This is a genomic window from Sphingomonas sp. DC1600-2, assembly GCF_049897605.1.
Taxonomy (GTDB): Bacteria; Pseudomonadota; Alphaproteobacteria; order Sphingomonadales; family Sphingomonadaceae; genus Sphingomonas.
Window position 1 is genome coordinate 281177 of record NZ_JAFCWO010000002.1, and the last position, 23805, is coordinate 304981.

General features: G+C 63.5%; 22 protein-coding genes and 1 tRNA gene. 14 read left to right on the top strand and 9 right to left on the bottom strand.

The features are described from left to right. Positions 1-85: 85 nt before the first annotated feature. On the bottom strand, positions 86-652 hold the full coding sequence (locus ACP7BL_RS04760) for a PadR family transcriptional regulator (protein ID WP_426257935.1): 567 nt from the start codon (positions 650-652) through the stop codon (positions 86-88). Between ACP7BL_RS04760 and ACP7BL_RS04765 the strand changes: the two genes are divergently transcribed. From ACP7BL_RS04765 to ACP7BL_RS04800, 8 genes are all read left to right on the top strand, one after another. Beyond that, positions 590-832 (top strand): hypothetical protein, encoded by a 243-nt coding sequence (locus tag ACP7BL_RS04765; RefSeq protein WP_426257948.1) that lies wholly within the window; start codon positions 590-592, stop codon positions 830-832. The genes ACP7BL_RS04760 and ACP7BL_RS04765 overlap by 63 nt on opposite strands. Next, on the top strand, positions 832-2142 hold the full coding sequence (locus ACP7BL_RS04770; RefSeq protein ID WP_426257760.1) for a replication-associated recombination protein A: 1311 nt from the start codon (positions 832-834) through the stop codon (positions 2140-2142). The genes ACP7BL_RS04765 and ACP7BL_RS04770 overlap by 1 nt, the downstream gene beginning before the upstream one ends. Beyond that, on the top strand, positions 2139-2483 hold the full coding sequence (locus tag ACP7BL_RS04775) for an MmcQ/YjbR family DNA-binding protein (RefSeq protein ID WP_426257761.1): 345 nt from the start codon (positions 2139-2141) through the stop codon (positions 2481-2483). Before ACP7BL_RS04770 ends, ACP7BL_RS04775 begins: the two co-directional genes overlap by 4 nt. Next, on the top strand, positions 2480-3340 hold the full coding sequence (locus ACP7BL_RS04780) for a hypothetical protein (protein WP_426257762.1): 861 nt from the start codon (positions 2480-2482) through the stop codon (positions 3338-3340). The genes ACP7BL_RS04775 and ACP7BL_RS04780 overlap by 4 nt, the downstream gene beginning before the upstream one ends. A gap of 19 nt (positions 3341-3359) precedes the next feature. Then, positions 3360-3435 (top strand) — tRNA-Thr (locus ACP7BL_RS04785). Positions 3436-3734: 299 nt separating this feature from the next. Continuing rightward, on the top strand, positions 3735-4787 hold the full coding sequence (locus tag ACP7BL_RS04790) for an efflux RND transporter periplasmic adaptor subunit (protein WP_171010472.1): 1053 nt from the start codon (positions 3735-3737) through the stop codon (positions 4785-4787). Next, positions 4784-7927: an efflux RND transporter permease subunit gene (locus tag ACP7BL_RS04795; protein ID WP_209515309.1), complete on the top strand. Its 3144-nt coding sequence runs from the start codon at positions 4784-4786 to the stop codon at positions 7925-7927. The genes ACP7BL_RS04790 and ACP7BL_RS04795 overlap by 4 nt, the downstream gene beginning before the upstream one ends. A gap of 11 nt (positions 7928-7938) precedes the next feature. Then, positions 7939-9336, top strand: a complete 1398-nt coding sequence (locus ACP7BL_RS04800; RefSeq protein ID WP_426257763.1) for an efflux transporter outer membrane subunit — start codon at positions 7939-7941, stop codon at positions 9334-9336. Between the two features lie 79 nt (positions 9337-9415). Here the strand turns inward: ACP7BL_RS04800 and ACP7BL_RS04805 are convergent, their stop codons facing one another. Further along, positions 9416-10078, bottom strand: coding sequence for an RluA family pseudouridine synthase (locus ACP7BL_RS04805; RefSeq protein WP_426257764.1), 663 nt, complete (start codon positions 10076-10078; stop codon positions 9416-9418). A 92-nt stretch (positions 10079-10170) separates the two neighbouring features. Here ACP7BL_RS04805 and ACP7BL_RS04810 point away from each other — a divergent pair, with 92 nt between their 5' ends. Beyond that, positions 10171-10950, top strand: a complete 780-nt coding sequence (locus ACP7BL_RS04810) for a M15 family metallopeptidase (RefSeq protein WP_426257765.1) — start codon at positions 10171-10173, stop codon at positions 10948-10950. Here the strand turns inward: ACP7BL_RS04810 and wrbA are convergent. Beyond that, on the bottom strand, positions 10940-11542 hold the full coding sequence (wrbA, locus tag ACP7BL_RS04815; protein WP_126849115.1) for an NAD(P)H:quinone oxidoreductase: 603 nt from the start codon (positions 11540-11542) through the stop codon (positions 10940-10942). The genes ACP7BL_RS04810 and wrbA overlap by 11 nt on opposite strands. Positions 11543-11605: 63 nt before the next feature. Then, positions 11606-12304 carry a pirin family protein gene (locus ACP7BL_RS04820; protein WP_126849114.1) on the bottom strand — a complete coding sequence of 233 codons (699 nt, stop codon included), beginning with the start codon at positions 12302-12304 and terminating at the stop codon, positions 11606-11608. Positions 12305-12434: 130 nt separating this feature from the next. Between ACP7BL_RS04820 and ACP7BL_RS04825 the strand changes: the two genes are divergently transcribed. Then, positions 12435-13346, top strand: a complete 912-nt coding sequence (locus tag ACP7BL_RS04825) for a LysR family transcriptional regulator (RefSeq protein ID WP_033963958.1) — start codon at positions 12435-12437, stop codon at positions 13344-13346. 138 nt (positions 13347-13484) lie between these two features. Further along, positions 13485-14189: a response regulator transcription factor CtrA gene (gene ctrA / locus ACP7BL_RS04830; protein WP_033963959.1), complete on the top strand. Its 705-nt coding sequence runs from the start codon at positions 13485-13487 to the stop codon at positions 14187-14189. Between the two features lie 1121 nt (positions 14190-15310). On the opposite strand, the gene ACP7BL_RS04835 is transcribed toward ctrA, so the two are convergent. Next, a complete protein-coding gene (locus tag ACP7BL_RS04835; RefSeq protein ID WP_426257766.1) occupies positions 15311-16972 on the bottom strand; it encodes an amidohydrolase in 1662 nt (553 codons plus the stop codon). Positions 16973-17127: 155 nt separating this feature from the next. On the opposite strand from ACP7BL_RS04835, the gene ACP7BL_RS04840 reads away from it, so the two are divergent. Next, positions 17128-18366, top strand: coding sequence for a threonine ammonia-lyase (locus tag ACP7BL_RS04840; RefSeq protein ID WP_033963962.1), 1239 nt, complete (start codon positions 17128-17130; stop codon positions 18364-18366). Between the two features lie 218 nt (positions 18367-18584). Then, a complete protein-coding gene (locus ACP7BL_RS04845) occupies positions 18585-19385 on the top strand; it encodes an arginyltransferase (protein WP_033963963.1) in 801 nt (266 codons plus the stop codon). A gap of 23 nt (positions 19386-19408) precedes the next feature. On the opposite strand, the gene ACP7BL_RS04850 is transcribed toward ACP7BL_RS04845, so the two are convergent. Genes ACP7BL_RS04850 through ACP7BL_RS04860 form a run of 3 tightly spaced genes read right to left on the bottom strand, consistent with a single transcriptional unit; the run spans position 19409 to position 22684 of the window. Continuing rightward, on the bottom strand, positions 19409-20215 hold the full coding sequence (locus tag ACP7BL_RS04850; RefSeq protein ID WP_033963964.1) for a transglutaminase family protein: 807 nt from the start codon (positions 20213-20215) through the stop codon (positions 19409-19411). Beyond that, on the bottom strand, positions 20215-21165 hold the full coding sequence (locus tag ACP7BL_RS04855; RefSeq protein ID WP_033963965.1) for an alpha-E domain-containing protein: 951 nt from the start codon (positions 21163-21165) through the stop codon (positions 20215-20217). The genes ACP7BL_RS04850 and ACP7BL_RS04855 overlap by 1 nt, the downstream gene beginning before the upstream one ends. Before the next feature lie 40 nt (positions 21166-21205). Beyond that, complete coding sequence (locus tag ACP7BL_RS04860) at positions 21206-22684, bottom strand: circularly permuted type 2 ATP-grasp protein (RefSeq protein ID WP_033963966.1); 1479 nt, start codon at positions 22682-22684, stop codon at positions 21206-21208. A 178-nt stretch (positions 22685-22862) separates the two neighbouring features. Between ACP7BL_RS04860 and ACP7BL_RS04865 the strand changes: the two genes are divergently transcribed. Further along, on the top strand, positions 22863-23375 hold the full coding sequence (locus ACP7BL_RS04865; RefSeq protein WP_137902942.1) for a hypothetical protein: 513 nt from the start codon (positions 22863-22865) through the stop codon (positions 23373-23375). On the opposite strand, the gene ACP7BL_RS04870 is transcribed toward ACP7BL_RS04865, so the two are convergent. Then, on the bottom strand, positions 23352-23648 hold the full coding sequence (locus ACP7BL_RS04870; protein WP_426257767.1) for a hypothetical protein: 297 nt from the start codon (positions 23646-23648) through the stop codon (positions 23352-23354). The genes ACP7BL_RS04865 and ACP7BL_RS04870 overlap by 24 nt on opposite strands. Between the last annotated feature and the right edge of the window lie 157 nt (positions 23649-23805).

Genomic DNA, 23805 nt, shown 5'->3' on the forward strand with positions numbered 1-23805 from the left:
TCACGTCTCCGAAGGGGAGGCTCAGCCCCTGCCGCAGCCGCGGCATTTGCGAGGCGACGGCGGAGGAGCTGAAGCCGGGTCATGCTTACAGCCGCTCGATCTTCTGCGCGGCTTCGTCGATCAGCGCGACGACTTCGTGCAGGGTTTCCTGCGCCACATCTTCGCTGCGCAGCTTGTGGATCAACACCTCGCGCAAATTGCCCATCGCCCGGCGCACCGAGGCGCTGTCGGTCCGCGCGCGTTCTGCGCCGACCTCGGCAAGACGCGCAAACAGCGCCTCGACCTGTTCCGCATTCTCGGCGAGATGCGCGGTGCCGGCTTCGGTGACCGCGAACAGCTTCTTGGCCCCTTCGGCCTGCCGCGCCTCGATCAGGTCCATGTCGTCGAGCAACGTGAGCGTGGGATAGACGACCCCCGGGCTCGGCGCATAGGCACCGCCGGTCAACTCCTCGATCGAGCGGATCAGGTCATAGCCGTGGCGAGGCTCATCGGCGATCAGCTTGAGCAGCACCAGCCGCAATTCGCCGCTGTCAAACATACGCCGACCGCGCGGGCCACCACGCCCCTCACCGTCGCCCCGGCCGTGCCCATGACCATGGCCACGCCCGAACCCGCCGCCGAAGCCGCCACCAAAGCGCCCGCCCATCGCCATGCCTTTACGACCTGGATGACAGCCACGGTCTCCGCGACCGCCGCGTTCTACAAATACAAACATATCGTTCCTTTCTATAACACGATGGCACTAAGATATATCTTGATTGCATCGACGCAAGGGGTTCGTGCATTTTTTTGGGGAAACCCTATCTTGGCCTTACCCGCCCGAGGAAAATGATGCCCGACCTGTTCGCGACCTTCGATCCCCCCGCCGCCGACCAGCCGAGCGACACCGCCCCGCTCGCCGACCGGCTGCGCCCGACGACGCTGGCCGAGGTGGTGGGGCAGGATCACATCACCGGCCCCGAAGGCGCAATCGGGCGGATGGTCGCGGCGGGACGCCTGTCCTCGATGATTTTGTGGGGCCCACCCGGCACGGGCAAGACGACGATCGCCCGGTTGCTCGCCGATGCCGTTGGCTTGCGCTTCATGGCGATCTCGGCGGTGTTCTCGGGCGTTGCCGATCTCAAGAAAGCCTTTGCCGAAGCCCGCGATCACGCGAAAATCGGCAAGCGCACGTTGCTGTTCGTCGACGAAATCCACCGCTTCAACCGCGCGCAGCAGGACGGCTTCCTGCCTTATGTCGAGGATGGCACGGTCACGCTGGTCGGCGCGACCACTGAGAACCCGTCCTTCGAATTGAACGCCGCCGTGCTGAGCCGCGCGCAAGTGCTGATCCTGCACCGGCTCGGCCATGCCGCGCTCGGCAAATTGCTCGACCGCGCCGAGCAGGTGGAGGAACGCCCGCTGCCGCTCACCCCGCAAGCGCGCGACGCGATGATCGCCAGCGCCGATGGCGACGGGCGCTTCCTGCTCAACCAGGCCGAGACACTGTTCGCGGTCCACCTGCCCGAACCGCTCGATCCCGCCGGGCTCTCGGCCTTTCTGCAGCGCCGCGTCGCGGTGTACGACAAAGACCGCGAGGGGCATTACAACCTCATTTCCGCGCTGCACAAAGCGGTGCGCGGATCCGACCCGCAAGCCGCGCTTTATTATCTGGCGCGGATGCTGACTGCGGGCGAGGAGCCGCTTTACCTGCTGCGCCGCATGGTGCGGATGGCGGTCGAGGATATCGGCCTCGCCGATTCCAATGCGCTGACCCAATGCCTCGCCGCCAAGGACGCCTATGATTTCCTCGGCAGCCCCGAGGGCGAACTGGCGATCGCGCAAGCGTGCCTGTATCTCGCCACCGCGCCCAAATCGAACGCCGCCTACAAGGCGCAAAAGGCGGCCTGGAAATCGGCACGCGAGACGGGGTCGCTGATGCCGCCCGAGAATATCCTCAACGCGCCGACCAAGCTGATGAAGGATATCGGCTATGGCAAGGGCTATGCCTATGATCACGATACCGCCGAGGGCTTTTCGGGCGCGAATTACTGGCCGACCGAGATGGCACCGCAGACCTTCTATGTGCCGACCGAACGCGGCATGGAAAAGCGCATCGCCGAACGCATGGCGTGGTGGGCCAGCCTGAAGGGGGAGGAATGAAGGACTGGGAGTCGCTCGCCGCCTTTGCGCTGACGCTGCCCGACACCGTGGCCGGGACGCATTATGGCGGCCCGGCGATCAAGGTCGCGTCGAACGGGCGGGCGTTCGTCTCGATCGGCAGCGAGGCAGGTTCGTTCGTCCTCTCGATCGACTCGGATACCAAGGAAATGCTGCTCGAAACCGACCCAGCGACCTTCTGGCAGACGCCGCATTATGAAGGCTGGCCCGCCGTGCTGGTCCGGTACGACAGCGCCGATCCTACCCGCGTACAGGACATGATCTCCCGTGCGCGCGACCAGGCCGCTGCGCGCAAGGCCGCCAAGCCCCGCAAGAAAGCGTGACACCGGCGTATTTCTCACGCTTCGCCGCGATCGACTGGTCCGGTGCCAAAGGCGCGCGCCACCCCGGCATCGCGCTGGCGCTGTGCGAAACCGGCACCGCCGCCCCTACCCTCGTCTCCCCGCCGCGCGGCATCTGGTCGCGCGCCGACATCCTGCACTGGTTGCGCGATCAGGCGGATACGCCCTTGCTGGTCGGCTTCGATTTCAGCTTCGCGCCGCCTTATGTGATGCGCGGGGCGTATCTACCCGGCGAGGACACGCCAACCACCGCCCGCGCTTTCTGGGCTTATGTCGACGCGCATGCGCCCGACGCCGATCTCGGGGCAGCCTCCTTCCTCGAAGCACGGCGCGGCACGCATTTCTATCTCGGTGCGCGCGACGGGACCAAGGCCGACTTCCTCCACTTCCGCCGCTGTGAAGCGCATCACAATGCCGCAGGCTTCGGCAAACCCTCGACGGTCTATGATGCGATCGGTGCCGCGCAGGTCGCCAAAGCGAGCTTCGCCGGGATGCGTCTGCTCTATCATCTCGGCACGGAGGTGCCCATATGGCCGTTCGATCCCGCTCCAACCGCCGGCGCGTGCGTGGTGGAGATCTACACCACCATCGCGGCCCGCGCCGCAGGTGTGCGCAAGGGCCTCAGCAAACTGCGCGATCCTGCCGCACTCGACGTCGCGCTTGGCGTGCTCGGCAGCGCACCGCACCTTCCTCTCCCGCGCTATACCGATCATGCCACCGACGCGATTTTGACTGCGGCGTGGCTGCGCGCCAATCGCGCACACCCGGAATTTTGGCATCCGCCTGCCCTCACCGCACAAATCGCACGCACGGAGGGCTGGACCTTCGGCATATCCTGACGCATTGAGCGTGCGACGTGCCGGCTTAGCTCAGTTGGTAGAGCGCCAGTTTTGTAAACTGGATGTCGCGGGTTCGATCCCTGCAGCCGGCACCATCTCCAACGTGGGCGATTCGGGTAACACGTCCGCTGCATTGGCCCGGCGGTCTCGGTGACAGGAACCCAAAACCGCGCCCAACCTTCGTATAAATTACAAATCCACATCGCTGCCTAAAAAGAACACCGTCGTCGGTTGAGGGGTCACGAACGTCATGGCCCCGGCCGCGCATCGGAGGCCTGTGATGCATCGGGGAAAGCGGCGCGAGCTAACGCATTTGGCGCTCGTCGGCATAGCGTCGAGTTTGGCAGCCTGTAGCGCGTCTCCCGCCGCGGAACGGGTGCCCGCCGTCCCGGTCGTGACCGCCGTCGTTCAGCGCGGCAATCAGCCCGTAACGCTTGGTGCCCCGGGCCAGCTGCAAGGCTATTACACTGTCGATGCACGCGCGCAGACCAGTGGCAGGATCACCCGTTTATTCTATGCCGAGGGACAGACGGTCAAGGCCGGTCAGCCGCTTGCACAGATCGATCCGCGCCCTTTGCAGGCGGCGCTGGAGGCCGATCGGGCGCAACTCGCGCGCGACAGCGCGGCGCTGGACGGGGCGCGTGATCTGCTCGAGCGTAACGCGCCGCTCGTCTCGCAAGGGCTTGCATCCGCGCAACAAGTCGCTGCCTACCGAACCCAGGTCGCCCAACTTGCCGCAACCGTGGCAGGTGATCGCGCGGTCCTAACGCGCGACCGCCTGTCGCTCGCCTACACCACAATCCGTTCGCCCATTTCGGGCGTGGCAGGTCTGCGCAAAGCCGATCCCGGAGCGTTGGTCGGCCCGTCGGACGCCGCCGGAATCGTGACGGTCGCGCAGGTGCAGCCGATTGCCATGCTGTTTTCGGTTTCGCAAAAGGATCTCGATGCAATCCAGCGCGCAGTGGTTGGCTCGCGGACGAACCTGAAAGTCGCCGTCACGACGCAAGGCGATGGACGACCCGTTCTCGAATCCGGCGAATTGGTCGTTCTCAACAACCAGATCGATCCGGCAACCGGCACCGTGCTTCTCAAAGCGGTCCTGCCGAATGCCGACCGCAAGCTCTGGCCCGGACAATTGGTACATGCACAGCTCGAACTGGGCATCCGGCCCGGTGTCATAACAATCCCGTCCAGCGCGGTTCAGCGGAACCCGCAAGCGACGTTCGTCTGGCTGGTGTCCAACGGTCACGCGCGCATGCAGCCGATCAAGGCCGGAGCATCGACGGGTGATCGAACGATCGTAACCGCCGGCCTGGTCGGCGGCGAAACCGTGGTTACCGACGGCCAGTTCGCGCTGACTCCCGGGGCGGTGGTGACGGCCCAGGCCAATCCCGCCTCCGCCCCGGTGCGATCGGATGACCCTCACCGGCTGGGCATCGTTCAATGAGCGCGCCCGAGGCATCGGAGCTGACTCCATCGGGCGGGCTGTCGGGCCCCTTCATCCGGCGCCCGGTGGCGACGATGATGCTTGCGATAGCGCTGCTGCTCGCCGGCATTCTGTCCTATCTGCAGCTGCCGGTTGAATCGTTGCCGAACGTCAGCGTCGCGACAATCCAGGTCACCGCACAGCTACCAGGCGCGGACGCGACCACCAACGCCGCTGCGGTCGCAACCCCGCTGGAGCGTCAGCTTGGGCAGATCCCGGGCCTGACCCAGATGACATCTTCGAGCGCACTCAGCTTTGTGCAGATTTCATTGCAGTTCGCGCCAAACGTTTCGGCCCAGCAGGCGGCGCTTGGCGTGCAGCAAGCGCTGATCGCGGCACAGGCGAGTTTGCCGCCGACGCTGGTCGCGCCGCCAAGCTTTCGCCTCGTCAACCCGGCCGACCCGCCCGCCCTCATCCTGGGAATCACGTCCGACGCGCTGCCGTTGACCACGGTCGACGATTATACCGAGAGTGTCCTGTTCGGTCGCCTATCGCAGATGCCCGGCGTCGGCCTGGTCACGATCGGTGGACAGCAGCAGGCTGCCATGCGGGTCGAAGTCGACCCGGCTGCCCTAACGAGCCACGGACTGACAATGGCCACCGTGCGTACGGCGCTTCAGCAAAGCACGCTCAAAGCCGCCAAAGGAACGATCCGCGGCGACCGCCAGACCTGGGGCCTGTCGACCAACGACCAGCTCGATACCGAAAAGGGCTTTTCAGATGTGGTGATCGCCTATCGCAACGGCGCACCGATCCGCATCTCTGACATTGGCAGCGCGCGGATCGGGCCCGCAAACACCCAGCTTGCCGGCTGGTTCAACCGGAAGCCGGCCATCATCCTCAACGTCTTTCCGGCAGCCGGAGCGAACGTGATCCAGACGGTCGCGCAAATCCGGGCGGCGCTGCCCAAGCTGCAGGCATCGCTTCCGAAGGCGGTGCAGATCCGCATTGTGTCCGACCGGACCACGACGATCCAGGCCTCCGTAAGCGACGTCCGGTCCACGCTTCTGCTGACGGTCCTGCTCGTAATCGGCACGATCTTTCTTTTCCTCCGCGAGCCACGCGCCACCCTGATCCCGGGGATAGCCGTCGTGCTGTCGATCATTGGCACGTTCGTCGTGATGCGCCTGTGCGGATTCAGCCTCGACAATCTGTCGCTGATGGCGCTGTCGATCGCAGTCGGCTTCGTCGTCGACGATGCGGTTGTGATGATCGAGAACATCACCCGCTACGTCGAACAAGGCCTGACGCCGTTCCAGGCGGCACTGAAGGGTGCGGGCGAGATCGGTTTCACCATCCTCGCGATTTCGACATCGCTGCTTGCAGTGTTCATCCCCTTGTTGCTGATGAGCGGTCTGGTCGGCCGGATGTTCCAGGAGTTCGCGCTGACGGTGGCTTCGGCGATCGTCCTGTCGGTGATCGTCTCCCTAACCCTGACACCAATGTTGTGCAGCATTCTGCTCAAGCCAAGCCGTGCCGACGCCCGGCATGGCCGACTCTATACCTTGCTCGAGCGCGGCTTCGCGCGGCTGACTGCGGGTTACGGCAAAGGGCTGGACGTCGTACTGCGCCACCAGCGGCTCGCGCTCGTCGCGATGGGCGGCACGGTCGCATTGACCGGCCTCTTGTTCGTAACGATCCCAAAGGGTTTCTTTCCTGAGCAGGATACCGGCATGATCGCCGGGATTACCGAAGCCAGCGGCGACATCTCGACAACGGGGCTGGCCGCCCGCCAGACGGCGCTCGTCGACATCCTGCTAAAAGACCCCGCAATCCAGACCGTCGCGAGCTATATCGGCCCGGGCGGAAGCAGCCCGGCCCCCAATCAGGGCCGTATGTTCATCGCGCTCAAGCCGTTCGGACATCGAGGACCCGATGGCGGCGCACAGCAGGTCATCGCTCGGTTGAACAAGGCCGTCGCAGGGCTCGCCGGGATCAAGCTCTACCTCCAGGCGTCGCAGGACATTACGATCGGCGCGCGAGTCTCCAAGAGCCAATATCAGTTCACGCTGGTCGACGCCGACAGCGCCGAACTCAGCGAGTGGTCGCAGCGCGTGGCGTCGGCCTTCAAGAAGATCGCCGGTGTCACCGATGTGACCAGCGACGCGGGCAGCAACGGGCCACAACTTGCGATCACCATCGACCGCGACGCCGCTGCACGCCTCGGCATCACACCGGAAACCATCGATACCGCGCTGTACGACGCCTATGGCGAACGCCCGGCGACGAAGATCTACACTCCGGTGAACCAATATTTCGTCGTGCTCGAATTCGCTGCGGCACAACGGGCGACACCGGATTCGCTACAGCAAATCTATCTCAGCGCGTCGAACGGCGACCGAATCCCACTGTCGCAGGTCGCCACGATCCAGCCCGACTCAGCCCCGCTGGTGGTGAACCATCAGAGTGGCTTCCCCTCGACGACCATTTCCTTCAATCTCGCGCCAGGCGTGTCCATCGGCACTGCGGTAAGCGCAGTTCAGAAGGTCCAGGCGCAGCTTCATCTGCCGCCCACCTTGCAGACATCGTTCGCGGGCAATGCACAGGCGTTCCAGTCCGCGCTTGCGGGCCAGGGGATCCTGATCCTGCTGGCTCTTGTGGTCGTGTATCTCATTTTGGGGATGCTCTACGAAAGCTGGATCCTGCCCCTGACGATCCTGTCGACCTTGCCTTCGGCCAGCCTGGGGGCGTTGCTCACGCTATGGCTGGTAGGGCGCCCGCTGGACGTTATCGGAATTATCGGCATCGTGTTGCTGATCGGGCTTGTGCAGAAGAACGGCATCATGCTCGTCGATTTCGCGGTCGAGCAGGAAGCCGCAGGCTTGGCACCCGAGGCAGCCATCCGCGAAGCTTGCCTCACTCGCTTTCGGCCAATCCTGATGACGACCCTGTGCGCAATGCTTGGCGGCATCCCGTTGATGATCGGGACGGGCGCGGGTGCGGAAATCCGCCAGCCGCTCGGCTATGCCATCGTCGGCGGACTGATGTTGTCGCAGGTACTGACGCTGTTCACCACGCCGGCCGTCTTTCTCGCAATCAATCGCCTGTCCCGCCGCCGCAAGGCCTCACCAGGGCCGCTTCAGCCGGTGCCGCAGCCATGATGGGTCCCGCAATGTCGTCTCCTTGCTCATACCCGCACCGGATCATCGGTATTCTGCTCGCGAGCGCAACGCTGGCGGGATGCGCGCTCGGCCCCCGCCCGGTCCCGCCCGCCCCGACCGTCCCCGCGCAATGGAACAACCCGGTCGCCAACCAGGGAGAGTGGCCGAGCGACGACTGGTGGAGCGCATTTGACGCCCCCGAACTGGAACGCCTGATCACAGACGCGCAGTCGCTCAATACGGACATAGCCCAGGCTCAAGCGCGGTTGGTTCAAGCCGATGCGCAGGCGCGGATCGCGGGTGCGGCCTTGCTGCCGACGGTCGCGCTCCAGCCGGGCGCATCGACCATCCGCAGCCTCAGCCCCACCGGCACGCTGCGGCGCTACAGTCCGTTGCTCGGCGTCGCGAGCGCTTCCTACGAAATAGATTTATGGGGCAAGCTTCACGACGCGCGACGCAGTGCCATCGCCAACGGCCAGGCGGCGCGCTTTTCGATTGCGGTGGTGCGTCTCGGCGTGACGAGCAGCGTGGCGGCGACCTATTTTCAGCTCTGCGCGGTGCAAGACAAGATCGCGGACGCCAAGAATAACGTCCTAAGCGCGACCCGCATATTGGAGGGTCTGCGTATCCAGCAACAGCATGGGCTCGTCACGGGTATGCAACTGGCCCAGCAGACCGCCCTCGTCGCCCAGTTCGAAGCGGCGATTGCCCCGCTCGAGATCCAAAGGACGCATCTTGCCGACGCGCTGGCGATCCTGAGCGGCCACACACCCGAAGAGATTGCGATCACGGGAGGTTCGCTCGAAACCGTGAAGATCCCGCATGTGGCAAGCGGTCTTCCTGCCGACTTGCTCCTGCGTCGCCCGGACGTTCAGGAAGCCGAACGCCTGCTCGCCGCTGCGAATGCCAATATTTCGGTGGCCCGCAAGAACTTCCTTCCCTCCATTGCCTTGACCGGAACAGGTGGAGCGCAAAGCGTCGCGCTGGCAAGTGCGGTGGGTGCACCTGCCGCGATCTTCAATTTCGGTTTGTCGACGCTGCAGCCGATTTTTTCGGGCGGGCGACTGCGAGGTTCGCTCGACTATGCCAATGGCCGTTACGCCGAGCTCGCTGCCGGCTATGCGCGCGCCGTACAGCAGGCGCTTGGAGACACCGAGGATGCCTTGGCGACAGTCTCCGGCGAGGACATCGAGATGGCCAGACGCACCCAAGCGCTGGCCGCTTCGCGCAATGCAGCGGAGATGGCGCGCAAGGGTCTCGAAGGCGGCCTCACCGACACTCTCCCGCTCCTGCTGGCCCAGCAAAGCCTCGCAAGTGCGCATAGCAGCTATATCGACGCGCGCCTCAACCGGGTCCTCGGGGCGGTAGCCTTGTACAAAGCCTTGGGCGGCGGTTGGCAGAAGCCCTGATATCCCGCGCGACGACCGGCCGATGCGCGAACAATATCTCTTAACTTCGCCCACTCTTCCGAGTGCGATCGGCGAGCGCTCAGCCCTCGCTGAACCCCGCCACCACAAACCGCTCCGGCAACGGTGCTTTGGCGATAATCGGCTCCTTGCCCGCACGCGGCACGGTCAATTCGGCGGCGTGGAGCAGGGTCGCACCCTCGCCCTTGCCATAGATCGGGTCGCCCATCACCGCCGCGCCCAACGCTTCGGCAGCATGGACACGAATCTGATGCGTACGGCCAGTTTCGGGAATGAATTCCACAAAGCTGCGCCCGTCCTTGATCTCGAGCACGCGCCATGCCGTGCGCGAGGGCTTGCTGCCTTTGGTGCCAAGGGGATCGCCAACCATGCGCCACCCCGTCTCGATCGTGCTGACCTTGGCCAACGCCAGGTCGATCAATCCGCTTTCGCCTTCGACCACGCCATCGAGCACGGCGAGATAGCGCTTGCGCACAAGCCCTTGCTCGAACGCCTGCTGCAGCCTGGCATGCGCCTTGGGATTGCGCGACAGCAGGAGACAACCAGACGTATCGCGATCGAGCCGATGCACCGGCACCGGCCAGCGTTTGAACCCGAAGGTCAGCCCGTCGAGGTGGTTTTCGAGGCTAAGCGAGCCATCGCGCGGGCGGTCGACCGGGAGGCCGGCGGGCTTGTCGATGACGAGTGCCTCGCCATCGAGAAAAAGAACATGGTTTGCGAGCATTTCGGCCTCTTGCCACCGCTAGCGCCGACATGCCAGAGATTGTGCCTGTGAGCAGATGCGGAAGATCGATAACGCAGGTCGTTTTTGGGGCGATGGGCATCGTTCTCGCCCTGACTGCGGCTGCCCCGCAAAGCGATCTTCCCGCCCCTATGCCGGACGGCCGCATGCTCGGCCATCTGCCCTATGCCGAGGCCCTGCGCGGCGACCTGGTCGAAGCGCCAGCGGGATTCGGGGTTGGGCAACCATGCTTTATCCACCGCGACGCGGCACCGGATCTGGCCCGGCTGCTGACTGCAGCAGCGCTGACCCCGGGGGTCGGCCGGGTCCTCCATGCGGTATCCTGCTTTCGCGCGATCGCGCATCAGCGTGCGGTCTTTTGCCGTAACGCCCGGCCCGGAATTTGCCCCGATCCCTTCAATCGCGCCCGCTTCGTCGGGCCACCCGGCTATAGCGAACATGCCACGGGCTATGCGATCGACTTTGCGGTGCGCCCCGCCGCCGATTGCCGGGACGTGGATGCCTGTATCGCCGCCACCAACGCCGGGCGCTGGCTTCTTGCCCATGCGCCGGACTATGGCTTCGAACTGTCCTTTCCCAATGGCAACCCGCAAGGGGTGACGTGGGAACCGTGGCACTGGCGCTGGGTCGGCGCGAGCGTCAACGTGTTGGGCGCGGCACGCGCGCGCCTGACCTTCGCCCGCGCGCGCACGACCTACCCCGGAAAGCCGGGTGTTGCCAGCGACCGCGACGCCTGGCTGATCGCCACTGCACCGCAACCGCCGCTCTTGCTGATCAGCAAGGCAGCCACGACGCCGCCACCGCCCCTGTTGGGAGCGATGGCAGCGCCCTGGAGTCAGGAGCTCAGGCGCTAAGCTTGGCCGCCGTTTCGGCGATGCGCTTGCCCTGATAGCGCGCACCGGCCAGTTCCTCCGCTTCGGGCTGACGGCTGCCGTCGCCGCCTGCGATCGTGGTCGCGCCATAAGGCGAACCGCCGCGCAGCTTGTCGACGCCCATCTGGTCCTGGAAGCCGTAATCGAGACCGACGATCGTCATGCCGTGATGCAGCAGGTTGGTGATGATCGAGAACAGGGTCGTTTCCTGGCCGCCATGCTGGCTGGCGGTCGAGGTGAACGCGCCGCCGACCTTGCCGACGAGCTTGCCCTGAAACCATACACCGCCGGTGGTATCCCAGAACGACGCCATCTGGCTTGGCATACGGCCGAAGCGAGTCGGCGCGCCAACGATGATCGCGTCATAATCGGCAAGGGCGTCTGGGCCCTCGATCACCGGATGGGCGGTGTCGGTCTTGAAACCGGCCGCTTCGATGACCGCCTGCGGGGCGGTTTCCGGCACGCGGCGGATATCGACCTCGGCCCCGGCCGAGCGGGCACCTTCGGCAACCGCATCCGCCATCTGCTCGATATGGCCATAGGACGAATAATAGAGAACGAGAACCTTGGTCATTGTACAGTCCTTCTTCATTGCTCCCCTCCCGAGAGCGGGCGGGGGTTGGGGTAGGAAAACGGGTTATTCTGAATCGACGAGCACCAGTTCGGCATCTTCCAGCGCGGTGATCGTCACGGTCTGGCCGCCATCCATCGCGGCACCGTCGCGCGCCTTGAACGTTTCGCCATTGATCTCGATCGATCCGGTCGCGGGCACCAGATAAGCGTGGCGTCCGGGCAGGACGTCATGCGTGATGCTCTCGCCCGCCCGCACCATCGCGGCGAGCACGCGCGCATCGGCGCGGATCGGCAGAGCTTCGGCATCTTCCGCGAAGCCGCTGGCGAGCGTCACGAACTTGCCCGAACGATCGTCCTTGGGAAACGGCTTGGCACCCCAACTGGGCGATCCACCGGTCCGCGTCGGCTCGATCCAGATCTGGAACAGCGTCGTCGGCTCCTGCTCCAGATTGTATTCGGCGTGGCGCACGCCGGTGCCGGCACTCATCACCTGCACATCGCCTGCGCCGGTGCGGCCCTGATTTCCCATCGAATCCTGATGGGTGATCGCCCCCTTACGGACATAGGTGATGATTTCCATGTCGCGGTGGGGATGCGGCGGAAAGCCGCTATTGGCGGCGATCTCGTCATCATTCCATACCCGGATCGCGCCCCATCCCATCCGGGCGGGCTCATAATAATCGGCAAAGGAAAAATGATGACGGGCATTGAGCCAGCCATGGTCGGCATGGCCCAGGCTCTCGAACGAGCGTTTCTCGATCACGGTGTTTCTCCAGCGGAGGAATTCTGTTGCCGCCAAGATAGAGCTTTGGATCACACGGTAAATGGAAACGCTGGAAACCTATCGTTTCCCCATCTACAAATGAGGAGACGTTTCTATCGAGGATTTTTCCATGCGCTTGCCCGATCTTGAAGCTTGGGCGATTTTCGCCAGCGTGGTCGAGCATCGCTCCTTCAGCGGCGCGGCGGATGCGATCGGCGTTTCAAAAGCGACGGTTTCGAAAGCGGTGACGCGGCTCGAGACGCATCTGGGACAGTCGCTGTTCCACCGTACCTCCCGCCGCCTCTCGCTCACGGAGAATGGCAAGGCCTTGGCAGAACATGCGGCGCGCATTCTGGCCGAAGCCAATGCCGCCGAAGAGGCTGCCCATGCCGCGGCAACTGCACCAACCGGCCTGGTGCGCGTCGCCGCGCCGATGTCGCTCGGGCTGATCGCCATCGCGCCGGTCATCGCAGATTTTCTCGCGCTGCATCCAGGCATCACGATCGACCTCCACCTGTCCGATGCGCGCGTCGATATCGTCGCAGAAGGGTTCGACATCGCATTGCGCATCGCCTCGCTGCCCGACAGTTCGCTGCGTGCGCGCAAGCTCGCCGACATCCGCATCAACCTTGTGGCGGCACCCGAATATCTCGCGCGGCACGGCCGACCGACCCATCCGGGCCAACTCGGCGAACATCGCTGTTTCGCCTACACCAACATTACCGCGCCGTGGCGATTCGTCGGGCCGGATGGGACCGAGGTCTCGGTGCGTCTGCAGGGCCCGCTCGCGACCAATAGCGGCGAGGCGATGCTGCCGGCGCTCCGCCGGGGCCTGGGCATCGCGATGCTGCCGGACTTTATCGTCGGCGACGACTTGGCCACCGGTCGGCTCGAAACCATCCTCGAGGATTGGACTCCCTATGGGGGAGCCTTGCACTTGATGACCCCGCCCGGCACGCTGCGGCCAGCGCGGGTGGAGGTGCTGATCGCCTATCTGAGCGAGCACCTCAAGACGCTGTGTTCCGTAAAAATCCCTAAGTGAATGCCCGCGACTCGTGGATTCAGGCCGCTTAATGTGAAATTAACCTTTTGCCTTCATCACTGATGAGGTTAATGGAGTGTGAGGCAAGTCGGACCGCAGGGGGCCCGGAACGCCTGACGAGAAACGGGGAACGCCCAGATGCGCGTATTGCTGATCGAGGACGAGCCGACGACCGCCTTGGCGATCGAGCTCATGCTGACCACCGAAGGTTTCAATGTCTACAAGACGGATCTGGGCGAAGAAGGCCTCGATCTCGGCAAGCTGTATGATTACGATATCATCCTGCTCGACCTCAATTTGCCGGACATGCACGGCTATGACGTGCTCAAGCGGCTCCGCGTCGCGCGCGTGCAGACGCCGGTGCTGATCCTGTCGGGCATCAATGAGATGGACTCGAAGGTGCGCAGCTTCGGCTTCGGTGCCGACGATTACGTCACCAAGCCGTTCCACCGCGAAGAACTAACCGCGCGCATCCACGCCGTCGTCCGCCGCTCGAAGGGCCACAGCCAATCGGTCATCCGCACCGGCAAGCTCGCGGTCAACCTCGATGCCAAGACGGTCGAAGTCGATGGCGCGCGCGTGCATCTGACCGGCAAGGAATATGCGATGCTCGAGCTGCTGTCGCTGCGCAAGGGCACCACGCTGACCAAGGAAATGTTCCTCAACCACCTGTATGGCGGCATGGACGAGCCCGAACTCAAGATCATCGACGTGTTCATCTGCAAGCTGCGCAAGAAGCTGTCGATGGCCTGCGAGGGCGAGAATTATATCGAGACGGTGTGGGGTCGCGGCTACGTTCTGCGCGAGCCCGACGAGATGATGGCCTCCGCCGAAGTCGCCTGATCGCGTCACTCCGTCAAACCGAACAGCGTTCCGCTCCGGCGGATCCGGGCCGCGCCATCTGGGGGGATGTCGCGGCCTTTCTTTTGTCGGGCATCGCCCAGTTGCAGCCATTCGATAACGCGTCGATACTCGGGGTAGTGCTAATCGCTGCTCTGATGGACTTTCTCCGGTTCTCATCCTCGAAACTTGTCGGGCCGAATAAAGCCATGCTCCTGAATGCTTATCGAAAGCGCCCGATTGAGATGACTTTGCGTAGAAGCGACCGAGGACTAAATCAGCCCACCAGTAAATCAGGAGGCCTTAATATTATTTGGGCATGCATAGCTCTCTTAGCTGGGGTAGGCACAGCCATTCTGATTGGAAAATGGACTGGGGAAGGGTGTGGTGAGATATCAGGGGTGATGTGCGCTTCTACAGTCGCATCGGTTAGATCTTTTTGGGAGTACAAGGTAAAAAGCTGGTATTATCCGCTCGTGGTTGGATGGTCGTTAATTCACATATTCGCGCTATTAATATTCATATTTTACATTCGTCCTGCCGAGGCGAGGATTTATATAAGCTTGATCTGGATAGAGTATTTTTGCTTCGCGGGATTGGTTGTTCTTTTCGCTCGTTTTTTGGGCGATATTCCTGATTCCGACACTGACTAATAAAAAGCGGACGGTCGGCAAACCACCAAACCCAGCCGTTCGAGAGCCGAAGCCGCGATCCCCCGTCCACCGGCAACCCAGCCTGTCCTACATCCCCGCATTGTGCCACGCTCGCTGCATGCCGCGCACCATCCGTCGCTCGCGCCACAGCGCCGCCGTACCGGTCGGACCCTTGCGCGAGGGGCAAAAGAGCGGGGACGTAGCGTGGACTTTGTGGACTTCCGCACCCGACTCGCCTGCGGCGGAGCAGGACCGGCGCGATGCTGGCGAGCGGGAAGCTGCGCTGCACGCTCGACTTCGTACACTCCGCCCCACCCGTCACCCCGGCCTTGTGCCGGGGTCCACCGGTGTCCGCTACGATCGCCGGCGAGAGCGTGGCGCGGTGGATGCCGGGACGGGCCCGGCATGACGGTGGCGGTGGCGGTGACGGTGGCGGGGACGGGGACGGCGCGACAGGCGGGTCGCGCTACGCTACGGCCGCACCCAGACCTTGCGCCCCCCGACCCAGGTCTGCTCGACCTTGGTCGCGCGCAGCTCGGTTGGCGACGCCAGCAACGGGTCGCGGTCTACGATGATGAAATCGGCCCCCTGCCCCACGCCCAGCCGCCCGAACTTATCCTCGGCAAAACCGGCATAGGCCGCAGCGCCAGTATAGGCCCACCATGCCTGTTCGCGCGTGATGCGCTCTTCGGGGTGCCATCCGCCATAGGGTTGCCCGTCGGCATCCTGGCGCGTGAACGCCGCCGCCCAGCCCGCGAACGGATCGGGCTTTTCGACCGGATAATCCGATCCGAACGCCAGCGTCGCCCCGTTCTTCAGCATCGATGCCCAGGCATAGGCTCCGCTCAACCGATCCGGCCCCAGCCGCGCCTCGGCCATCGTGCGATCGCTGGTCTGGTGCGTCGGCTGCATCGAGGCGACGATGCCGTTCTTGCCGAAGCGCGGCAGATCGGCTGGGTCGACGATTTGCGCATGTTCGATCCGCCAGCGCCGATCGCCCTTATAGGTGTCGACCATGTCGTCGATCGCATCGAGCACTTCGGCATTGGCGCGATCACCAATGGCGTGGACCGCGACCTGATAATGGTCGAGCGCGGCGCGACTCATGTAATTGCGCAGCACGTCGTCCGAGAGGAAGCCAGCGCCCGATTGCCCGGGGGCGTCGCTATACGGCTTTTTCAGCCATGCCCCACGCGACCCGAGCGCGCCATCGGCATAGAGCTTCACGCCGCCCATGCGCAGCTTGTCGCCATAGAGCCACGGCGTCGGCCCTGCCCCGCCGATGCGGATGGCGGTGTCCACGCCCATGGCGTAGCTCATGATGCGCACGCGCAAATTGCCGGCATCGCCCACACGACGATAGGCAAGCCAGTCGTCCATGCCGGTCCCCATATCGGCGGTCGCGGTGATGCCATAGCTCAGCAAAATGTCCTGCGCCTTCAGGAAAGCGAAATCGCGATCCTTGGGCAGTGGCTGCGGCACGACCTTTTCGACCAGCGCCTGCGCCGCATCGACGAACACGCCATTGGGCTGCAAGCCGGTCTTTTCGATGCGGCCGCCGGGGGGCGAGACCGATTTGGCGGAAATCCCGGCCGCCTTCAGCGCCGCGCTATTGCCCCAACTGGCATGACCATCGGCGCGCGACAGCCATACCGGGCGATCGCTGACCACGGCATCCAGATCGGCCGCAGTCGGGAAGCGACCGAGACCCCACACTTCCTGGTTCCAGCCGCCGCCAATGATCCACTTTTTGTCGGGATTGGCCGCAGCATAAGCCGCAATCCGCGCCTTTGCCTCCTCAAGCGACTTGGCCGCCGACAGATCGAGCTCGAGCGCGCGAAAACCCAGCTCCATCACATGGCCGTGCGCGTCGATGAAACCGGGCAGCAGGACTTTGCCATGTTCGTCGGCGCGCCAGTCCAGCTTGACCGGGCGCTTCTCATTATCGGCGAGCAGCTTCACCACCTTGCCATCGGGCGAAATCAAAACGCCGGTGAAGCGCACCACTTTGCCATTTTGGTCGAGCGTGATGCCGTTGACATTGTCGACCAATGCATCGGCAAACGCCGAGGTCGGCAGCGAAAGTGCCGCGAGAAGAAGCGCTGCACGGCGAGCGAAGGATGGGCTTTGCATGGACAAGGCGATAAGCAATGTTCCTTCGCCGCGCCAGATGGTCTAGGCGCGCTGCCAGCTCCGTTGGTGTCGCGCATAGTGCGGCGCTGTCATTCGCGTGACGTGGAGCACAGCAGATCAGCCCTTGGATACGTCCAGGGATAACGGAAGACAGAATGGCCACGCACACCCGCCCCGCGCCCGAAACCCTCCCCGTCACACTGCCCGATGTTCAGGCGGCTCACGCGCGCATTGCCGACCAGATCGTGCGAACCCCGACCTTCATCAGCAAGACGCTGTCGGAGCTGACCGGCGCAACGGTGTATCTGAAGTTCGAGAACCTCCAGTTTACCGCCGCCTATAAGGAGCGCGGCGCACTCAACACGCTGTTGCAACTGCCGGCGGGAACCAGCGGCGTCATCGCCGCGTCGGCTGGCAACCACGCGCAGGGCCTGGCTTATCATGCCAACCGGCTCGGTATCCCCGCGACGATCGTGATGCCGACCAACACGCCGACTGTGAAGGTGACGCAGACCGAAGGCCACGGTGCGACCGTCGTGCTATTTGGCGACACCTTCGATGCCGCTTATGCCCATGCCCGTGAGCTGGAGGTGGAGCGCGGACTGACCTTCGTCCACCCCTTCGACGATGCGCGCGTTATCGCAGGCCAAGGCACCGTCGCGATCGAAATGCTGCAGGACGTGCCCAGCATCGATACCTTCCTTACGCCAATCGGCGGTGGCGGGCTGATTTCGGGCATGGCGGTGGTCGCGGCTGCGGCCGACCATCCCATCGAAGTCATCGGGGTCGAAGCGGAATTGTTCCCCTCCATGTATAATCGCATCAACGGCACCGACATGCCGTGCGCCGGCGACACGCTCGCCGAAGGCATTGCCGTCAAGGAACCGGGCGCGATCACGTCGAACATGGTCCGCGCTTTGGTCGATGACATCGTATTGGTCAGCGAACGCAGCCTGGAGCAAGCGGTCAGCCTGCTGCTGCAAATCGAAAAGACCGTGGTCGAGGGTGCCGGAGCCGCAGGCCTTGCCGCCTTGCTGCAGCACCCCGAACGTTTCGCGGGCAAGACTGTCGGCGTCGTCCTGTGCGGCGGCAATATCGACACGCGTTTGCTGGCCAACGTCCTGCTCCGCGACCTAGCGCGGTCGGGGCGACTGGCGCGACTGCGCATCCGCTTGCAGGACCAGCCCGGCGCACTGTTCAACGTCGCGCGGATTTTCGATGCCGAGCGCGTCAATATCATCGAAATCTATCACCAGCGCGTGTTCACCACCCTGCCGGCCAAGGGGTTGATCACCGATGTGGAATGCGAAACCCGCGACCGTGCGCATCTCGATCGGTTGATCGCCGCGCTCCGCGTCGGCGGCTATGAAGTGAGCACCGTCGAACTGGCGTGACGAGTGGAATCGGGCGTGCGACCAACCGCACGCCCCGGCCTTCCGCAATGGACCTCAACACTGCATTATAGGTGGATCGCGCACGGTCCGTCGTTTTCGGCGTCGCGTTAACCACCATTGTTGGTAAAGCCGCTTTTCATCACGTTCCATCCGATTCATAACGGGGCCACGAGCCGCCACAGCGACGGCGCGCTCCCTGGTTCAAGGAACGATACGCGGTGACAGCGCCATTTCGCTTTCCAAGGTTTTTCGTCACCAGCCCTTCGCCGTGCCCGTATTTGCCCGACCGGCAGGAACGGAAGGTCTTTACGGAGCTTCGTGGGGAACAAGCTGGCGACTTGAACGATGCGCTGAGCCGCATCGGTTTCCGCCGCAGTCAATCGGTTGCCTATCGACCGAGCTGCGCGGGCTGTTCCGCCTGCGTATCGGTTCGGGTGGTGGCCGCCGGTTTTGCCCCCAACGCCACCCAGCGCAAGCACCTGCGCCGGAACGCCGATCTGGAAGTCGCCGCCTGCCGCCCATGGGCAACCGACGAACAGTATCAGTTGCTGCGACGTTATCTCGCCGCCCGGCATCCTGGCGGCGGCATGGCGGATATGGACGAGGGCGATTATGCCGACATGGTCGAGCATTCGCCCGTTAACAGTTTCATCGTCGAATATCGCGAGCCATCGATACATGGTGAACGCGGCAAGCTGATCGGCGCGTGCCTGACCGACCAGCAGGCCGACGGGCTTTCGATGATCTACAGCTTCTTCGATCCCGAGCATGCCGAGCGCCCGGGACTCGGCACCATCATCATCATGGACCACATCCTGCGCGCACGCGCGGCGGGCTTGCCCTATGTCTACCTTGGCTATTGGGTTAAGGGGTCGCAGCGCATGGCGTACAAGGTCCGCTATCAGCCGATCGAAGCGCTCGGCCCGAGTGGTTGGTCCCTGTTGGTCGACGAAGAGGCGACTTACCGGCCACCGGCCGAACGCCATGCAGTCTCGGATCACCTCGCCAGCGCCCGCTGATCCTGGCGGTCGCTGACGCTATCCTATTGGCCGCTGCGATCGACGTGGAGATCGACGTCCAGCATCTCCTCACCCTCGCCAAGCCGAGACCCGGCCACCGGGGCGGCTCCGGCCGAATCGAGCGCTACTGCCACTCGGGCATAGGCTTCGTCCGCGCTGAGGCCGGTACATGGGTCAAACGCGACCCAGCCCAATCCCGCCACATGCGCCTCCGCCCAGCCGTGGGGAGCCGGACGCCCGGCTCCAACCACACAAGCCGGGCTATACCCTGAGACATAGCGGGCCGGGACGTCGAGCGTGCGCGCCGCCGTGATGAAGACCTGCGCCATATCGCGAGCACTGGCCTCCCCTTGCGAAAAGGCAGCAATCGCACTCCGCCCGGCCACCGCGCGCCCGCGATCGAGCGCGAAGCGGCGATGGACGGCAAGGTTCAACGCATGAAGCCGGGCAACCGGATCTGGCTCCCGAATTGCTCGCGCGAAGGCGACAATCTCTGCATCAGGCGTCGTCAGGGGCGTGGTCCGGAGAAACACTGCGGGCGGTAACGGCTCATGCGCGCCATGGACGACCCCGTTGGAGGGGTTGGTCAGCACTTCGCCGGACACTGCAATTTCGATGCTTTCGATCGGCCCTTCGACATAGAGCATCGTCGTGCGATTGCCGAAGCCGTCGCGGCCGTGCCGCAGGCGGGCATCGCAATCGACATGCAGGTTCCAGCTCGCGACGGATTGGTCATGCGTGCCATCGGGAATCAGGCGGAGCAACTGCGTCAAGCGCGCCTGCGGGCTGGAAAAGCGATAGGTCGTGCGATGATCGACCGACAGCCGCATCAGGTGAACTTGAACTGGCGGCCGACCGCCATGTGCAATTGGTCGTTTTCGGCAATGAAGCCTTGCAGAAACTGGTGCAGCCCCTGCGCGATCACGTCGCCCGAGCGCAGCCGTTGCAGGCGCTGCTGCCGCGCCCGTGCCATGCGGTCGGCCTCGCCGTGGAGCCCGGTGCGCTTGGCGAGCAGATTGAGGATCTCGACCGCTTCCTCGACCGACGCGGCGAGACTGCGGGGGAGTTCGGGCCGGGCGATCAACAAATCGATGACGTTCGCCGGTCGCAGGCCTTCGGAATAGAGCCAGCGATACGCCGTGACAGCCGACACCGTCTGCAGGATGGTTGTCCATTGGTCGCGATCAACCACGCCACCGACGCGTTCGCCCTCGGGCAGCAGGATGTGATATTTCACGTCGAGCAGGCGGGCAGTATTGTCCGCGCGCTCAATTGCCTGACCAAGGCGGATGAACCACGTCGTCTGGTTGCGCAACATACGATGGACCGCGCCTTCGAAGCCGCGCGTTTCCGCCTTGATCGCCTCGACGAGGTTGAGCGTCGCCATCGCCCCGCCCTGCCCCTGCGCACCCGGACTGGTGCGGTGGTCGAAAATCAACCAGGCACGGTTGATCCCGGTCCAGGCTTCCTTGGTGAGGGCGGTGCGGACCGCGCGTGCATTGTTGCGGGCCATGTCGATCGATCGGACCATCGACCCCGGGTGGCTGGAATCGAGCGTAAGAAACCGCGCGACATGCGCTTGGGTAATCGACCGCCCGGTTTCGGCAAAGGCGGCGTCCGTTTCGGTCACTGCCAGCGCCGACGCCCAGGCCGCCTCCCCCGCCGGACGCGGAGACAGGACGTCCAGGCGGACCGTCGCCTCCACCAGACGCGCGATGAAATCGGTCCGCTCGACATAGCGACCCAGCCAATAAAGCGATGAGGCGGTACGGCTCAGCATCGGCCACCCGCCTTCGCCGACGTGCGCGTCCGCGCCGGGCTCACGCGGCCTGCCCCTGCGATTGGGTCAGGAACTCGGCAGGCTGCACGCCGTCATCCATCAATACGAAGCTGTCTTTCGTGCCCCCGCCCTGCGAGGAATTGACCACTAACGATCCTTCCTTCAGCGCAACCCGGGTCAGGCCGCCAGGCACCACTTGAACGCCCTTCGATCCGGTCAACACGAATGGCCGGAAATCGACATGGCGCGGCGCAAGGCCGATTTCCGTCATCGTCGGCACCGTCGACAGCGCCAGCGTTGGCTGCGCGATATAGCGGTGCGGCTCTGCCATCAGGGCGGCACGAAACGCCTCGATCTCGGCCTTGGTGGCCGTCGGCCCGACGAGCATACCGTAGCCTCCCGAACCATCGACCAGTTTCACCACCACATCCGCCAGATTATCGAGCACGTATCGAAGCGCCTGCGGCTCGCGGCACCGCCAGGTTTCGACATTGGGGAGTTTCGGATCCGCTCCCGAATAGAATTTCACGATCTCGGGCATGTAGGAATAGATCGCCTTATCATCGGCAATGCCATTGCCCGGCGCGTTCAAGATCGCGACATTGCCCGCCGCATAAGCCGCGATCAGCCCCGGCACCCCCAGCATCGAATCCGGCCGGAACACCAACGGATCGAGATAGTCATCGTCAATGCGACGATAGATGACATCTACCTTCACGCGCCCCGCGATCGTGCGCATCCAGACGATATCGTCATCGACCACGAGATCGGCCGCCTCGACCAGTTCAACCCCCATCGAGTCCGCCAGGAAGCTGTGTTCGTAATAGGCCGAATTATAATGTCCCGGCGTCAACACCACGCACACCGGCGCGGCGACGCCCTGCGGCGCGACCGATTTCATCGTCTCGAGGAGGCGATCGGGATAGGAATCTACGGCGGCGACGCGAAAATCGCGAAACAATTCGGGACACAGTCGCAGCATCGCCTCGCGATTTTCCAGCATGTAGCTGACGCCCGAGGGCGTGCGCGCATTGTCCTCCAGCACGAAGAAATCGTCGGGCCCGGTTCGCACCAGATCGATCCCGCAAATATGCGCCCATACGTCGTGCGGTGGTCGGATACCGGCAATTTCGGGCCGGAACTGCGGATTGCCGAAGATCAAATCCGGCGGCAGCACGCCTTCGGCCAGGATCCGACGCTCACCATAAATGTCGTGCAGGAATGCGTTGATCGCCTCAACGCGCTGCACCAACCCATCCGAAAGCCGCGCCCATTCGCTGGCGAGGAAGATTCGCGGCACGATGTCGAACGGGATGATGCGTTCGCTTGCATCGCTATCCCCATAGACCGCAAAAGTGATGCCGAGTTGTCGAAAGGTTGCTTCGGCCGACTGTTGCCGCCTGCGCAATTCCGCATCGGGCGTGCTCTCGATCCAGTTCCCAAGCGCGGCCAATTCTGCGCGGGGCGTGGCCGACCCAGCCTGCCCCATGATTTCATCAAACGCTGACCGCATCCCCATCTAACGGTAAAGCCCCCAAAACGCCGCGGGTTCCATGCTGCGACGGATTGCTGCGCCGCACAAGGGGGCAAAGCGTCAGCAATACCGATTGGTTTCTGACAGCGAAGCGTTCGTTCAAATTGAGTAGAACGACTCTGATGCCAAATCCCGTTTTTCGTGTTACTCGCTTACCAACGACATGGACGAGGGAAAGCCCGTCTTCGGGATTAGCGATACCGTGCCAAAATTCATGTTGCTTCATGAACACTGCGGAACACGTGATCCGTGCAATATTTTGGAAGATCCCCCCATTAAAACTATGCGCGCTTCCCACGAACGGAGACTTGATGACATCGTATTCATGGCGGTGTCGTTACTTGACTGCAGCTTGGCGATGATCACCGACGCCAGCGAAAACAAGCGCGTACTCGCATGTGCCGTGCGGGGCGACGGCGAGAATTCATTTGCGATCAATGACGCGCCGCAGCGGTGGCTCGACCCGGTAGACGCCGAGCGGGTCGGCCTTCTCTTTTATTGCGGCTTCCCGCTCCGGACCGCGGCGGGCGACAATATCGGCCACCTTGGCGTATACGATGTCGAACACCGCAAGGTTGGGCAGATGGAGCTCGACATGATGCTGCGGCTTTCGCGTATTGCCGCTGCACTTTTGGAAAGCGTCGGCGGTGCGTTAACAGCTGACCTTGTCGATTAGACCCAACAGGTGCTGGACCCGCCGCGTGATCAATGCACCGATCACCCGCGGCTCTGGATCGGCACCAAGTACCATGGCATCGTAAGAAATAAATCCGTGGTCGTTCAGATATTGAACGGTATGCACGAAGTCGCGATCCGTAACGCCTCCTGACGCAAGAGGAAGTGCGCCCGGCAGCAGCATCGCAGAATTCGGCCAACGGTCGGTCAGCGCACTCAGCACCTCGCGCGCAAGGGGGGCAGCATCATGGATCGATGTCAGGCCTTCGGTCATACCACGAACCCTAAGCCCCGTTCGCCCGCATTAACGAACGTTAAGGTTGGGTGAAAATGCGCGGGAAAGGTTAAAAAAGAGTTAACTGAGCACGACACCTGCAACCCCACATCCACAAAACAATAAATACGATATAGTAATGCAAATCATCGTGCTG